Below are 13900 nucleotides of genomic sequence, written 5' to 3' on the forward strand. Positions count from 1 at the left end.
CTTTGTGTAACCCATATGTATGACCCTTGTCCTGCAAATATGCACCATGAACAGGATAGACCATATGCACAACTGCTATTTCTTCAAAATGCCAATCAATAAGCAAGTAACGCCAGCTACGATCCATGCAATCTTCGTCCAATTCAACTTATCGGCTATGCCTATTAGCCCAATCGTTGTCGTTGTAATAAGCACAAGCGGCCCTACCAGTGCAAGCAATGAATTCACTGTCAGCGCCTTCTCCGCATCATTGAATTTCAACATGATTAGGGCTGCAGCGATTTCCAAACATCCAGACATAATGCGCAGCCCTGCCATACTTGCGACGAATTTATCAATCGTCACCGTTATCACCTCCTGTTCATATATTGCTAGTTCGACTTTCGTTTTGATATCAAAATAAATGCTGCCTGTCCAAACATCACGTTGTCACATTGTATGCAGGGTAAGACTTGTTTAGAGCAGTCAATCGCATGAAACTAGACTCATCTCCAAGCAGCTAGGCACCTGTCAGGCAAGTTATGCATATATTGACTTCATAGTTTGACTATCTTCATGAGATGAGGGAGATTGTAAACCATGAGCTTCACTGACAATCAAGTTGGCTGTTGGCCGAGTCAATTATGTGATCCAAGCAGAATGCGCAATGCGAAGCCACGTACCACGGGAATGACGATGGTCATGGATAAAGGAATGGGAATCAACGAGTTTACAGATATGCTGGAGCTTGCCCACGAACATATTGATGTGATTAAACTGGGGTTCGGAACCTCCGCTGTCACTCCCCCTTTACTTCTAAGCGCTAAGCTTGAAGCAGCAGCTCGGCATAATGTGATTATTATTCCCGGAGGTACGTTTTTAGAAATTGCTGTCGCGCAAGGCATGGTAGATGCTTTTTTTCATATGATGAGAGAGACTGGTTTTACTGGCGTTGAAGTATCAGACGGCACAATCACCTTGTCACGCAAGGAGCGTAATGCACTCATCCGTCGCGCTTGCGAGGAAGGACTTCTTGTTTGTACAGAGTATGGAAAAAAGGATAATTCCTCCCCCTTTGTCCTTCACGATATCGTAAATACATTTTCAGAAGATCTAGCACACGGAGCGGAATGGATGACACTAGAAGGAAGAGAATCCGGTGTGGGAGTAGGCGTATTTGATTGCGGCGGTAGTTGTGACACCACACTAGTCCAACAGATTGCTGCAGCAGTTCACACGCCTAATCGATTGATGTGGGAAGCACCACAGAAGGACCAACAGGTCGAAATCTTACGAACCATTGGTCTAGATGCGAATATCGGCAACGTATCTCCACATGATATTCTTGCCTTCGAAGCACTGCGCAGAGGGCTCCGTTCAGACACGATGAGTGCCATGGTTCAGTCTCATTACATGATCTAATGGTTGATAAATGAGAACAATAAAAAAAGAGGGGGGAACCAACATGCACATCGATGTCATCCCTAGCGTAAACGAAGCTCGAGTCATTGACTTGACGCACCGGACAGTAATCGTAATCGACGTACTGCGTGCAACAAGTACAATCGTGACAGCACTCCAGCATGGCGCCAGCGGTGTCGTTCCCGTTGATACGGTATCTCTAGCGAAACAAATTGCGAAAGACGAGGATGTATTAGGCGGAGAACGATTCTGCAAAAAAATAACAGGATTCGCTGCAGGGAACTCCCCTTATGAATATATGACGAACGACATCGAGGGCAAACGAGTCGTGCTGACAACCTCGAATGGTACGAGGGCCATCCAAAAAGCATTGAAGGCAGATTATATATTGGCCGGAGCTATCATTAATGCACAAGCGACCGCATATGCCGCCTGTAAGCTGCGCAAAGATGTCGCATTGCTCTGCTCTGGGGCGCAGGATGAATTTGCCTTCGAGGATGGTCTATGTGCAGGTCTTATTATCACTGAGCTTCAACGTTGTATTGGCAGCTGGAGCGATCTAACCGTGAACGATATTGGATATACCGTCTACAGCTCCTATCAATTTTATGCAGATCGCATACCAGAGGCGCTTCACCAATGTTCCGGCGGCAAAAGATTATGTAAACTTGGCTTTGCGAAAGATGTCGAGTTCTGTTCATCCGTCAATGCATATACACTCGTTCCCATCCTCACAGAAAATCACACAATGAAGCCGTTCCTTTTCGAGTAGCCTTACAATTGAGAACTTGAACTTGATGACAGCCAGTCCATGTTCTAAAGCAGAGGGGCTTGTTCATACATTGAAAATGACCGCTGTACATATGCGCGATAGTGTGAACAACTCTCTCCAGAGGAGCATGATACATGAATGGTGAATTCGTACTCGTAACACTCATCCTCATAGGTCTCATCAGCCGATCTTCAATTATTACAACTGCTGCCTGTATTCTGCTCATCGTTAAGCTTGTCCACTTGGAGCGCTATCTCCCTACTATTGAACGTAGGGGGTTGGAATTCGGGCTGTTATTTCTTACGATTGCCGTGCTCGTCCCTTTTGCCGCAGAACGGATCACCACCCATGACCTATGGTCCGCGCTATCCTCTTGGCCGGGCATGATGGCTCTTGCGGGCGGCGCCATTGCTACCTCTATGAATGGCAAAGGTTTGGAATTACTAAAAAACGATCCACAAATGATTGTCGGCCTTGTAGCCGGTTCAATCATCGGGATCGTCCTACTGCGCGGCATACCGGTAGGGCCATTAATGGCTGCCGGTATAACCGCTCTATTGCTATACATTAGCAGATGGATTATTGATAAATTCTAATGTGATTTTTAACTTTGTTTTTATAGAGTTTGTTATCTTCGCTCTTTCGGGCCACCAACGAATGCTTCTTCCAAGGAGTCCAAGCCATAGCCTGTATGAAGAGCACGAATAATCTCATGTAAGTTGTCCGCTGCCACAACACAGGATACTTTGATTTCAGAAGTACTAACCATTTTAATGCTGACTCCGGTTTTGGAAATAATGTTGAACATTTTAGCTGCAACACCCGGGTGGCTGACCATACCTGCACCTACAATCGAGATTTTTACTAAATCCCGTTCTGATGTGACCTGACGGTACGGAACCTCGCTGCGAATGTTCTCAATGACTGCAACTGCCCGCTCGCAATCAGCAAGCGCTGTCGTAAAGGAGAAGTCGGCTTCACCGTTCAATACGCCACTCTGTACAATAATGTCAACATCTATTTGTTCATCGGCAAGCGCTCCGAACACATTAGCCAATACTCCTGGCAAATCAGCAACACCCAAAATGCTAATACGCGCTACATTTTTATCATATGCGATGCCGCTAACGACTACACCCTGTTCCATTGTTGCTTCCTCCTTCACGATCGTTCCCCCATTGTAGGTAAAGCTGGATCGAACAACTAAACACACTGAATTGTGCTTCGCATATTCAACTGCACGCGGGTGCAGCACCGCTGCTCCGAGGTGAGCCAGCTCCAGCATCTCGTCATAGGATATTTCCTTCAGCTTGCGGGCACAGCTTACGATTCGCGGATCTGTAGAATAAATGCCGTCCACATCCGTATAGATTTCACACACATCCGCCTGAATGGCAGCGGCCAGCGCGACGGCAGTTGTATCAGAGCCTCCACGGCCTAATGTCGTAATCTCTCCATCCTCAGACATGCCTTGGAATCCAGCTACGATTACAATTTGACCTTGATTCAGGGCCTGTTTTACTCGCTCCGCTTGAATGTCGACAATACGCGCCTTGCCAAATGTACCGTTTGTACGGAAGCCTGCTTGCCACCCGGTCATCGATACTGCTTGATGCCCAATTTGATGAATGGCCATAGATAACAGTGCAACTGATATTTGCTCGCCTGTCGTGAGCAGCATATCCATTTCACGCGCAGGAGGATTCTCATTCAAGCGTTTAGATTGATCGATTAATTCGTCTGTCGTGTCTCCCATTGCTGATACAACAACAACACACTGGTGGCCTTCTTCTTTTTTTTCTACGATTCGTTTGGCAACCCGCTTCATTCTATCAATATTCCCTACCGAGCTGCCTCCGAATTTCATGACGTATACTGCCACACTGACTCACTCCCACCCTATGAAATAGAAATGCTTGCACTTTCTTTTAGTAGCATATTATAGCACATTTTTTCCATTGTGGTACTTTAAATTGAAAAAGCTCTGAATGCATAAAGCATTCAGAGCTTGATTTAAAATAGCATATTCAACTATTAAGCACGAGAGATGTATTTACCTTCGCGTGTATCGATAAGTAGAACATCGCCTTCGTTAATGAAGAGTGGAACTTGAACGTTCAAGCCAGTTTCCACTGTAGCGTTTTTCGTTGCACCTTGAGCCGTGTTGCCTTTTACGCCTGGCTCTGTTTCAACAACTTTCAATTCAACGTTATTCGGCATATTGATACCAAGGATTTCACCTTGATAGCTTACAATGTTAACGATCATGTTGTCTTTCAAGAAGTTCAATTCCCATTCCAATTGATTCTTGTCCAAAGAGAATTGATCATAAGATTCATTGTCCATGAATGTATACTCGTCGCCACTATTGTACAAGTATTGTACTTCACGGTTATCGATTTGCGCACGGCCGATTGTTTCACCTGCACGGAACGTTTTCTCTGTAACGTTGCCGTTGCGCAAGTTTTTCAATTTGGAGCGTACGAACGCAGCGCCTTTACCTGGCTTAACGTGTTGGAAATCCAGAACCGTAAAAATATCTCCATCCACTTCTACCGTCAAACCTGTTTTAAAATCGTTTACTGAAATCACTCTAAATTCCCTCCTACATGCATGGCAACCCCGATTAACCGTAATGAAATACGTTCGATGCTCAGTTACGCTACCGGTTAGATATCGGACTGAGCTGCGCCCGTCACTACATGTCTAATACGAGCAGTTGTTTCGTTGATTGTGTTATTATTTCAATCCCGTCTTCCGTAATCACAATATCGTCTTCGATACGTACACCGCCGAATCCTGGAATATAAATGCCAGGCTCCACCGTAACGGTCATACCGGGAGTTAACACCGTATCGCTTCCGAAAGCCAGCCTTGGATATTCATGAACTTCCATGCCCAAGCCATGGCCGGTGCTGTGTCCAAAGTGGTCACCATATCCATAACTCTTAATGATGTCACGAGTCAAGGCATCCGCCTCGCGTCCAGTCATTCCAGGACGGATATGTTGAAGTGCATTCAACTGCGCTTCAAGCACAATATTATAAATTTCATGATGCTTGTCTGTCGGCTTGCCTAGAACAACAGTACGAGTAATATCTGAGCAATACCCGTTGTACAAAGCACCAAAGTCAAGCTTAATGAATTCGTTGCCTTGGATGATACGGTCACTTGCAACACCGTGCGGCAATGCGGATCGCTCGCCAGATGCAACGATCGTATCGAAAGAGCTCGATGTTGCTCCGTTCTTGCGCATGAAGAACTCCATTTCAAGTGCGATATCCTTCTCGGATACACCTGGTTTGAGGAAGCCCAGAATATGGCTGAATGTACGATCTGCAAGCTGTGCGGCCTCGCGCATGATCGCCAATTCTCCCTCATCCTTAATCATGCGAAGATCTTCGATCAGCCCGCTTACAGGCACAAGCTCGATGCTTTCAAGCTGAGATTGATACCCTGTATATGTTGCGAATGCCACGTGATCCTGTTCGAATCCAAGACGACTGATCTTCATGTCAGACAAAAGCTGCTTCAGCGTATCTGTCATCTTCGCGCCGTGTTCTATAACCTCAAAGTCCACAGCTTGCTGCGGCGCCTGAGTCATATAACGGAAATCCGTCATCAGCACTGCACGATTCTGCGTTATCAGCACATAGCCGGATGAACCTGTAAATCCTGTCATGTAACGACGGTTCACCGCACTTGTGATGAACATGGCTTCCAAGCCTTTCGTCCCCATTGCTTCTCTTAAACGAGTCAAACGTGATTGGCCCATCTTCTCATCATCTCCCGACTTTGCATTGTTCCGTCACTCTTGAGATTGACCTTCTGTCCGTAATGAAGACACATATTGGTGCAGAGCAGACAATCCCAACTCATAGCTTAATGCTCCGAATCCCGCAATCTGCCCTACCACTACAGGTGCAGTTACAGATACGTGTCGAAACTCTTCCCGCTTATGTATGTTGGACATATGAACTTCCACTGTCGGAATGCGGACGGCGCTTAATGCATCTCTTAGCGCATAGCTGTAGTGCGTAAGTGCCCCCGGATTGATTACAATACCGTCGCATGTCCCATATGCCTCATGGATACGGTCTATGAGCGCCCCTTCATGGTTGCTTTGGAAGGATTCCAGGGTAACGCCCCAAGATGCAGCCATCTCTGTAAGCCGTGCTTCAATCGCAGCCAACGATTCGCTCCCGTAGACACCAGGCTCGCGAATGCCGAGCATATTCAAGTTCGGTCCGTTCAATAACAAGTAACAAGCCATGATGATTCCACCTCTCAAGCGTACCGTCAACAGACGAATCCTCACGTATTTTAACATACGATGCAGAAAATGAGAAGCGTCAATACAGCAAATCCCGCATAAGATCACGCATTTCGTTACATGAGCGGTTTCGGATCCCTTCGTTCTTGGAAAGCAGAACCTTCCCTCTCAGATTCCACGTTGTCTGACGAATGTACAACACCGCTGTTAGGCAGAATACCAGAATTATCGCCGCCAGATCCAGTAGAATGCTGCGCATTATCGCCTGTATACCCCGACCCACCTTTCATGTGTAATCGCTCCGCATGATCTGGCTCGCGCTCCTGCTCATTATTGAATTCAGTAGCAACTGTATAGCCGATGAACAGCCCCCAGACGAGCATGATACAAGATTCAGTCCATATCGTATTCCACGTTGTCTTCCATGCCGGAGGCGCGAGGCCAAGCTGAGGCCCAGGCGCAACATACAATAGAATCCACCATACGATCCCAAAAACAATGCCGGGTATCGGGCCTGGTACCTTGCGCAGCATAAGAGTATATACAATGGTAGCTGCAATGGAAAATAAAATGAATCCTCCCCACCCTACAAATTGACCCTGAAGTGTCATGAGATACTTATGCGGGTAGAACGGCTCTACAATCATCCCCGGAATTACCGATGTAAAGTGGAAAGTATAGGCGAACCACCGAATCGCTCCCCATATTAGTCCAGCAAAAAAGCCAATTTGAACAGAAAACGATAACGGATCAGTGCGCTTGCCCTGACGTTCAGCCCTTGCTTGCCTTTCATTCATTGCCATTCCTCCCAAGTGTTCATATCAATGTGTATGTAGTATGCACCAACCTAGGCGGTTTACAATCATGGTGTGGAAAACGTCAGCAAAATTCGCTACAATAAAATTATTATAATTTCAACATAGTGAAGTGCTTTTTGCTTGGGGCACTTTCGGTACAAACACAAAGCGTTATTGCATTCAAGATGAGGATGGTGAAACAGTTGTCAGATCAGAAAGCCATTTACGGCGGACAGGCCGTAATTGAAGGCGTAATGTTCGGCGGGAAGCATGTCAATGTGACGGCAGTCCGTCGCAAAGATAAATCCATTACGTTCTACGAAGTACCAAAGAAAGATAAGCCTTGGGTAGCAAGGTTAAAAAAAATTCCGCTTATTCGAGGCATTGTCGGTATATTCGATGCGAGCGCGAAGGGTTATCAGCATCTGAATTACGCGGCAGAGAAATACGCTGAGGATGAAGAAGGAATTGAAGCTGCTGAAGCGGGCAAGGAATCCAAGTGGAACCTGGCGATGATCGTCGGGGTCGCGGTAGTCGGCATTTTATCACTTATCTTTAGTAAAATTATTTTCACAACTGTTCCGGTTGTCATTGAAGAACTAATATTCGGGGCAACATTCAACAACATTGTGATCCACACGATTATCGAAGGGGTCATTAAAATTGCGTTCCTGCTTGGCTATCTGTGGCTTATTTCCAAAACACCTATCGTGAAACGACTATTCCAGTATCATGGCGCTGAACATAAGGTCATAACTGCATATGAAGCAGGCGTTGATTTGACAGTGAAGAATGTTCAGAAATTCAGTACACTGCATTACCGCTGCGGCAGCAGTTTTATTATTTTGTCCGTCATCGTTGGTGTCGTTATTTACTCCTTTATCCCATATGATAATTTATGGGAGCGTATTTATCCGAGGCTGCTGCTTATTCCCGTTGTCATGGGCGTCTCTTACGAATTCCTGCGGTTGACAAACGCCCTACGGGATGTGCCTGTGCTTCGATGGCTTGGCTATCCTGGGTTGTGGCTGCAGCTATTGACTACGAAGGAGCCAACTGACGATCAAGTAGAGGTGTCGATTGCTTCCTTCAATCGCATGCGCGAGCTTGATCGCGAACTGCAATCCAATCAAGCTGTATCTTAATAGCACTACTAACCTATTGACAAGAAGGGATGATGACGATGGTACGACTGCCGCGATGGTTGCTGCTCATAATGGCTGTGCTGGTTGGAATCGGAATAGTAAGCAGCTTCACACGAGACCCTATATCCATTCTAATTCCCATCGCCATCATTGCCATTGTATTCCTCGTCTACCGGTATGGGCCGAAGAAAAATGTAAAAGTAAAGATGTCACCTCGTACAGAAGCAAAGCTGAAAGCAGCACGTACGCTACAAGCGAAGAAGCGCTTAAGGCCCCGATCACAAGCTAAGCTTACGGTTATTGAGGGCAGCAAGGCTAAGAATGAGAAAAGGCAACAGTCCAAATAATCAAAAAACAGCGCATCGATAAAGATCGTTCATCGAAGCGCTGTTTTATTTTATACCTTCATTTTTCCACAACAATGCACCTTGTACATCTTCTCATACGCTTCCCTCGTCCACTGATCAAAGAAAGCATTGCCCGCCTTCTTTCCAGACTCATACAGGGCCATGCTCTGCTCTACTGTTAGATCAAAATCTGTTGTTCCGATGCCCAGCGTTGGGATCTTAATTGTACGGAATCGATTCTGTTTATCGATATAGCGTTGATCATGTGCCGATATCATCGTGGACACCATCGCCTGAAGCATCGTAATCAAGCCTGTTATACGGTGAGGCTGCCCCTCCTGCTTCCCGACCATTTGAAAACCGATCGTCGGAATAAGCCGATTCGTGCGCGAGTCGACTTCATCATCGAACAGCCATAGTGGAAAGTTGGAGAGCATCCCGCCGTCCACAATATAGGAGAACTGCTCTGCAAACTTCTTCGTGTGGCCATGTTTTGCTTCAAATGGCGCACGAAGAATAACTGGATCAAAAAAATACGGAATGCTTGTGCTCATCCGTATAGCCTTACTAACAAGGAATTTGGATGGGTCGATTCCGTAGCTAGCAATATCGTCGGGAAGAACAAGCAGACGCCCGTTCGTAATGTCTGACGCGATAATCCGCAACTGCTCCTTTTTCAAATCCCCGAACGTCCGAATCCCTTTCTTCAATAGGCAATCATATACCCACTTTTCAAGCGCCTCACCCGAATATAACCCTTTCTTCCACAGCAAGCGCAATGCCGGCCCAGCCCACATTATTTGGAAAATGGGCGCACGCTGTAAAAAGGAAGAAAACGGCATTTCTAAAATAAGCCGCTCCATTTCTTCTGCTGTATAACCGGCAGCAAGAAATGAGGCTACAATTGAACCTGATGAGGTGCCTGCGACACGGCGAAATGTCATCCCGTGCTGCTCCGCGGAGTGCACCGCACCCACTAACGATATTCCCTTGACTCCTCCACCCTCGAATACCGCATTGATCTGCACGGGAAGCCCCTCCTCGCACACATAAATCTTTTACTTGTATGTATGCTCGCGCAGGAGGGGATATGAATTGATTTAAATTGAATGAATGATTTGTATGATTACGGCTTGGTGCTATTTTTCTTCGTAATATTGCTTTAGCTTATCCGAAACTTGCTTTGTGTTTTTCACCAAATCAGATGCACTGAAGAATATGCTTCCTGCAACTGTGTCTATTCTCGAATTGAACTCAAGCTGCTTAATAAGTACATCTGCGCTGCTCCAATCCGTTTCATTTGCATCAGCAAGCTTATAGGCAGCATGACCAATGTACAGTTCAACTCCTGTGCCAGCTGTCTCTTTGACCCACCAATTCACTAACGTGTCATAGGAAGCAGCCTTGTGTCCGATGTGCCAATATACTTGAGGTGCAATATAATCGATCCAATGGTTCTTGATCCATGTTCTTGTATCTGCATAAAGGTTGTCGTAGCTGCTAAGTCCAGCCTTTGTTGCTGAGCCTGTTGGATCTGCGCTGGAGTTGCGCCATACCCCAAATGGGCTTATGCCAAATTGTACATTTGGCTTCACCGACTTTATCTGCTTATATAGGGATTCAACGAATTCATTAACATTGTTTCTCCGCCAATCTCCCTTGTTATTGAACACTTTGTTATAGCGTTCATATGTATCATTATCCTTAAATGCTTCCTTATCTTCACCATATGGATAGAAGTAATCGTCCAAATGCACGCCATCGATATCATAGTTGTTGACAACTTCCATAATGGAATCAAGCACAAACTGGCGAGCTTCAGGTACCCCTGGATTGTAAATGAGTTTGTTCAAATGCTTTACGACCCACTCTGGATGTTCTTTTGCAGGATGACCATTTACCAGCTTGGATAAATCTCCTTGTACACTTACGCGGTACGGGTTGAACCAAGCATGGAACTGCATGCCCCGCTTATGCGTCTCTTCCACCATGAATTTCAATGGATCATACCCTGGATCCTTGCCCTGTGTTCCTGTCAGCCATTCCGACCAAGGGAGCAGCTTCGAGGGATAGAACGCATCAGAGGTTGGCCGTACTTGAACGAACACAGCGTTAATGCCCGATTCTTGTAGCTTGTCCAGCATGCTTGTATATTGCTGCATCTGGCGTTCGGCATTAAAGCCCGATTTCTTCGGATCCTGCGGCCAATCGATATTGTAAACGGTCGATATCCAAGTTCCACGCATCGATTCTGCGTGAATCGCTTCACCGTCCTCTGATCCAATTGTGATGATGCGCTCCTGCTGATTCCAATCTACCTTTAACCCGACACTTTCACTTATGAAACGAAGTGGAACCATTGTTCGTCCAGTGCGCATCGAGGCAGATACGTCCAGCGATACATTTTGACCATCCACCTCCGCATTACTGTCACCAATAGTCAATCGAATCGTATGTCCATCCTTCCGGAACTCGACCTTACGATTTGCCTGATCCCAATCTACAGAAGCTCCAGTGGCCTCCCCAACTGCCCGGAACGGCAGCATGGTCACATTTTTGCCGGGCATCAAATAAGGTGCAACATCCGTTCGCAATTGCTTGTTGTTCACAAAAATTCGAATTTCATTGTCTGCCGCTTTCCCCGTGTACGGCATGAATGTACTTAACATAACAGCAGCAAATGTGCCGAGAAGTACCTTCTTAGCTTGATTCATCATTCTGTTTTCCTCTCCCTTGTCCATGTTGAATGAGAAAATGTGTGCTTTCATTTCCCCCTCAACTATTAGACGCAAAAAATAAAACATCTGTTTCGCAAAAAACAGATGTTTTACGAGTCATTATCCAATTCGCTTCGCAAATCGTTCAGCGCTTGCAATCGCTGCGGATCTCTACGGAAGAATTCAACGAGTGTCTCGATGCAAGTAATCGAATTCCAGCTTAAATGATGTTCAATTCCTTCCACGTCTGTATAAATATGCTCGTCAGCTACACCGATCAGTGTCAAGAAGTCTTCCAGCAGTTGATGACGATCCACCAATCGCTTGCCGATTTTTTTCCCCTTGCTAGTCAGCACGAGCCCGCGATACTTCTCATAAATAAGATAATCGTCCTTATCCAGCTTCTGAATCATCTTCGTCACAGAGGAAGGGTGAACTTCCAATCCTTCTGCGATATCGGATACACGCGCATATCCTTTTTCATCAATTAGTTTATAGATGCGTTCCAAATAGTCTTCCATGCTTGGTGTAGGCATCAAGCGTCCCTCATTTCATTCCACGTTACACGACTTGTCCAGAAGCGCCTCCTGCTTATAACACGTTCCTAATTTCACATTAGACCCAAAAAACCACTTAAAATTAGGAATGGAAGCAAGCATATTCATATACGGAAATATTCGTGTATATTTAAGTTTACATGGTTTCGAGAACAAGTTCAACCTTACAACCGATTTCGGTGTCATTTAATAAGTTGCTAGGAGCTGCGGGATCCCGCAAAAAGACCGCGCCATCCGAAAGAAATAGAGGGTCGCGGTCTCAGAATAAATGCCAGATTATGTAATCCCTTCATTTACGTAAGTCTTCTCATCCAATCCGGTGTAATTTGCTGCAGCCAGATGTTGAGTTGGCTCAAGTGGTCTGTGAACAAGAGTACACCCATGACGATCATAATCGCCCCACCTATCTTCATCATCACGCCTGAATATTTCGTAAGCCATCGGGTGGAACCAATAAAGAAGGATAGAATGAAGAAAGGCAATCCAAAACCAATACAATAAGCAGTAATCATCAAAAGTCCTGTGCTCGGCTCCGAGGCACTAAGTGAAATAATCGCAGTTAAAATCGGGCCAATACAAGGCGACCATCCCGCGGAAAATCCCATTCCGAACAAAAAAGACCCAAAGTAGCCGCTCTTCTGCCCAAAGTTCATCTTACGTTCCTTCATTAAGAGCTGTGGTTGAAATACTCCGAGTAGTACAAGTCCCATAATAATAATGAAAATAGCTGATATTTGACGAATTAAATCCCGGTATTCAGCCAAGAAGGAACCAATTAACGTTGCACCCAAGCCCAGCGTGTAGAAGACTACACTAATACCAAGGATGAAAAACAAGGTGTGTGTAATCGTTTTCCAACGCACTTCACGTTTATTTTGCTTATCCTTCAATTGGCCGACAGACATACCTGTAATGATAGAAATATACGTTGGATATAGTGGCAAACAGCATGGAGATATAAAGGATACTAATCCAGCCCAAAATGCTATCCACACCGTAATATGACCCAACCGCTTCGCCTCCCCGTATTAGTCGCTGCCCTAGCAGGAGGAGGACAGATGCTGCTTCACACCCGAATTCCTCTTCTTGCTATCAATGTCAATATTAACACGGCAATGAGCAATAGGACAATCGTAGCTCCTGGAGCCAAATTCCAAATTCCTGCCGTCAGCAAGCCGCCGACAACAGCAGCTTCAGCTACGAGTACGGAGACGGTAACAGACTGCCTGAAGCCTTTGGCTACAAATAAACTAATTGCAACAGGTATTGTTAACAAGGCGGATACGAGAAGCGCACCGACAATTTTGATCGCAGCACTAATGACAAGTGCGGTCAGCACCGTTACAGCAATATTGAGCATTCGCACAGGAAGACCATTTACCGCGGCTGCATCTTCATCGAATGTAAGCAGGAACATCTCCTTGAAGAATAGAAGCAGGAACACAATTACAATAAGGGTGACTACCCCAACAACAATTAAGTCCGTACCATTCAACGTATAGATACTGCCGAACAAATAGTTGTTCACATTGGCACTAAAGTTCATTCCTAATGTAAAGAAGAGCGATGCCAATGCAACACCGCCTGACATGATGACGGCTATAGATAGCTCTGCATATGTTTTGTAAGCCTTGCGCAGCTTCTCAATCGCAATCGCCCCAATAAGCGCAAATACCAAGCCCATGGCGAGCGGGTACACACCTAGCAGAAATCCGAGAGCGACCCCAGCGATTGTAACATGAGCCAGCGTATCGCCTATCATAGACAAACGACGCAGTACAAGGAACATTCCCATAAGCGGCCCAATGGCGCCGATCAATAAACCTCCGATCAGAGCTCGTATAAAAAAATCAGATTGTATGATGTCCAGCAATGACAACGTCCCCTTTAT

Annotated in this window: 16 protein-coding genes; 5 read left to right on the forward strand and 11 right to left on the reverse strand. The window is 45.8% G+C overall.

Annotation, left to right across the window (positions count from 1 at the left end):
• Positions 1-75 precede the first annotated feature (75 nt).
• Complete coding sequence (locus tag NO352_RS13210) at positions 76-345, reverse strand: YqhV family protein (RefSeq protein ID WP_005546695.1); 270 nt, start codon at positions 343-345, stop codon at positions 76-78.
• A 234-nt stretch (positions 346-579) separates the two neighbouring features.
• Here NO352_RS13210 and comA point away from each other — a divergent pair, with 234 nt between their 5' ends.
• The 3 genes from comA (at position 580) to NO352_RS13225 (ending at position 2769) form a co-directional block, all read left to right on the forward strand.
• Positions 580-1401 carry a phosphosulfolactate synthase gene (gene comA, locus NO352_RS13215; RefSeq protein ID WP_289355858.1) on the forward strand — a complete coding sequence of 274 codons (822 nt, stop codon included), beginning with the start codon at positions 580-582 and terminating at the stop codon, positions 1399-1401.
• A gap of 43 nt (positions 1402-1444) precedes the next feature.
• Entirely contained in the window at positions 1445-2173 is a 729-nt protein-coding gene (locus NO352_RS13220; RefSeq protein WP_262866597.1) for a 2-phosphosulfolactate phosphatase, read from the forward strand.
• Positions 2174-2307: 134 nt separating this feature from the next.
• Positions 2308-2769, forward strand: coding sequence for a DUF441 domain-containing protein (locus NO352_RS13225; protein WP_005546689.1), 462 nt, complete (start codon positions 2308-2310; stop codon positions 2767-2769).
• A 32-nt stretch (positions 2770-2801) separates the two neighbouring features.
• Here the strand turns inward: NO352_RS13225 and NO352_RS13230 are convergent, their stop codons facing one another.
• The 5 genes from NO352_RS13230 to NO352_RS13250 all read right to left on the reverse strand — a co-directional run bounded on the left by NO352_RS13230 (position 2802) and on the right by NO352_RS13250 (position 7243).
• On the reverse strand, positions 2802-4055 hold the full coding sequence (locus NO352_RS13230) for an aspartate kinase (RefSeq protein WP_289355859.1): 1254 nt from the start codon (positions 4053-4055) through the stop codon (positions 2802-2804).
• Positions 4056-4207: 152 nt separating this feature from the next.
• Positions 4208-4765 carry an elongation factor P gene (gene efp / locus NO352_RS13235; protein WP_005546685.1) on the reverse strand — a complete coding sequence of 186 codons (558 nt, stop codon included), beginning with the start codon at positions 4763-4765 and terminating at the stop codon, positions 4208-4210.
• Between the two features lie 106 nt (positions 4766-4871).
• Complete coding sequence (locus tag NO352_RS13240; protein WP_289355860.1) at positions 4872-5948, reverse strand: M24 family metallopeptidase; 1077 nt, start codon at positions 5946-5948, stop codon at positions 4872-4874.
• A 33-nt stretch (positions 5949-5981) separates the two neighbouring features.
• Positions 5982-6446, reverse strand: a complete 465-nt coding sequence (gene aroQ, locus NO352_RS13245) for a type II 3-dehydroquinate dehydratase (protein ID WP_005546683.1) — start codon at positions 6444-6446, stop codon at positions 5982-5984.
• 116 nt (positions 6447-6562) lie between these two features.
• A complete protein-coding gene (locus NO352_RS13250; protein ID WP_289355861.1) occupies positions 6563-7243 on the reverse strand; it encodes a YqhR family membrane protein in 681 nt (226 codons plus the stop codon).
• A 191-nt stretch (positions 7244-7434) separates the two neighbouring features.
• Here NO352_RS13250 and NO352_RS13255 point away from each other — a divergent pair, with 191 nt between their 5' ends.
• Both NO352_RS13255 and NO352_RS13260 read left to right on the forward strand, forming a co-directional pair.
• Positions 7435-8388, forward strand: coding sequence for a DUF1385 domain-containing protein (locus tag NO352_RS13255; protein ID WP_268598115.1), 954 nt, complete (start codon positions 7435-7437; stop codon positions 8386-8388).
• A gap of 38 nt (positions 8389-8426) precedes the next feature.
• A complete protein-coding gene (locus NO352_RS13260; protein WP_289355862.1) occupies positions 8427-8735 on the forward strand; it encodes a hypothetical protein in 309 nt (102 codons plus the stop codon).
• 50 nt (positions 8736-8785) lie between these two features.
• On the opposite strand, the gene NO352_RS13265 is transcribed toward NO352_RS13260, so the two are convergent.
• The 5 genes from NO352_RS13265 to NO352_RS13285 form a co-directional block, all read right to left on the reverse strand.
• The gene (locus tag NO352_RS13265) at positions 8786-9763 is read right to left on the reverse strand and encodes a patatin-like phospholipase family protein (RefSeq protein ID WP_005546677.1); all 978 of its coding nucleotides are present in this window, start codon (positions 9761-9763) and stop codon (positions 8786-8788) included.
• A 111-nt stretch (positions 9764-9874) separates the two neighbouring features.
• Positions 9875-11449 carry a family 10 glycosylhydrolase gene (locus tag NO352_RS13270; RefSeq protein WP_483311835.1) on the reverse strand — a complete coding sequence of 525 codons (1575 nt, stop codon included), beginning with the start codon at positions 11447-11449 and terminating at the stop codon, positions 9875-9877.
• Between the two features lie 113 nt (positions 11450-11562).
• A complete protein-coding gene (gene mntR, locus NO352_RS13275) occupies positions 11563-11988 on the reverse strand; it encodes a transcriptional regulator MntR (protein ID WP_005546673.1) in 426 nt (141 codons plus the stop codon).
• 314 nt (positions 11989-12302) lie between these two features.
• Positions 12303-13019 carry a cytochrome c biogenesis CcdA family protein gene (locus tag NO352_RS13280; RefSeq protein WP_005546671.1) on the reverse strand — a complete coding sequence of 239 codons (717 nt, stop codon included), beginning with the start codon at positions 13017-13019 and terminating at the stop codon, positions 12303-12305.
• 56 nt (positions 13020-13075) lie between these two features.
• Positions 13076-13882 carry a metal ABC transporter permease gene (locus NO352_RS13285; protein WP_040735826.1) on the reverse strand — a complete coding sequence of 269 codons (807 nt, stop codon included), beginning with the start codon at positions 13880-13882 and terminating at the stop codon, positions 13076-13078.
• Between the last annotated feature and the right edge of the window lie 18 nt (positions 13883-13900).

Source organism: Paenibacillus sp. S-12, from assembly GCF_030363895.1.
GTDB lineage: Bacteria > Bacillota > Bacilli > Paenibacillales > Paenibacillaceae > Paenibacillus_B > Paenibacillus_B alvei.

Bases quoted from the DNA above. Each gene is read 5' to 3' on its own strand.
- comA (WP_289355858.1), top strand. From the start codon at position 580: ATGAGCTTCACTGACAATCAAGTTGGCTGTTGGCCGAGTCAATTATGT.
- NO352_RS13220 (WP_262866597.1), top strand. From the start codon at position 1,445: ATGCACATCGATGTCATCCCTAGCGTAAACGAAGCTCGAGTCATTGAC.
- NO352_RS13225 (WP_005546689.1), top strand. From the start codon at position 2,308: ATGAATGGTGAATTCGTACTCGTAACACTCATCCTCATAGGTCTCATC.
- NO352_RS13240 (WP_289355860.1), bottom strand. From the start codon at position 5,948: ATGGGCCAATCACGTTTGACTCGTTTAAGAGAAGCAATGGGGACGAAA.
- aroQ (WP_005546683.1), bottom strand. From the start codon at position 6,446: ATGGCTTGTTACTTGTTATTGAACGGACCGAACTTGAATATGCTCGGC.
- NO352_RS13250 (WP_289355861.1), bottom strand. From the start codon at position 7,243: ATGAATGAAAGGCAAGCAAGGGCTGAACGTCAGGGCAAGCGCACTGAT.
- NO352_RS13255 (WP_268598115.1), top strand. From the start codon at position 7,435: ATGGTGAAACAGTTGTCAGATCAGAAAGCCATTTACGGCGGACAGGCC.
- NO352_RS13260 (WP_289355862.1), top strand. From the start codon at position 8,427: ATGGTACGACTGCCGCGATGGTTGCTGCTCATAATGGCTGTGCTGGTT.
- NO352_RS13270 (WP_483311835.1), bottom strand. From the start codon at position 11,449: ATGAATCAAGCTAAGAAGGTACTTCTCGGCACATTTGCTGCTGTTATG.
- mntR (WP_005546673.1), bottom strand. From the start codon at position 11,988: ATGCCTACACCAAGCATGGAAGACTATTTGGAACGCATCTATAAACTA.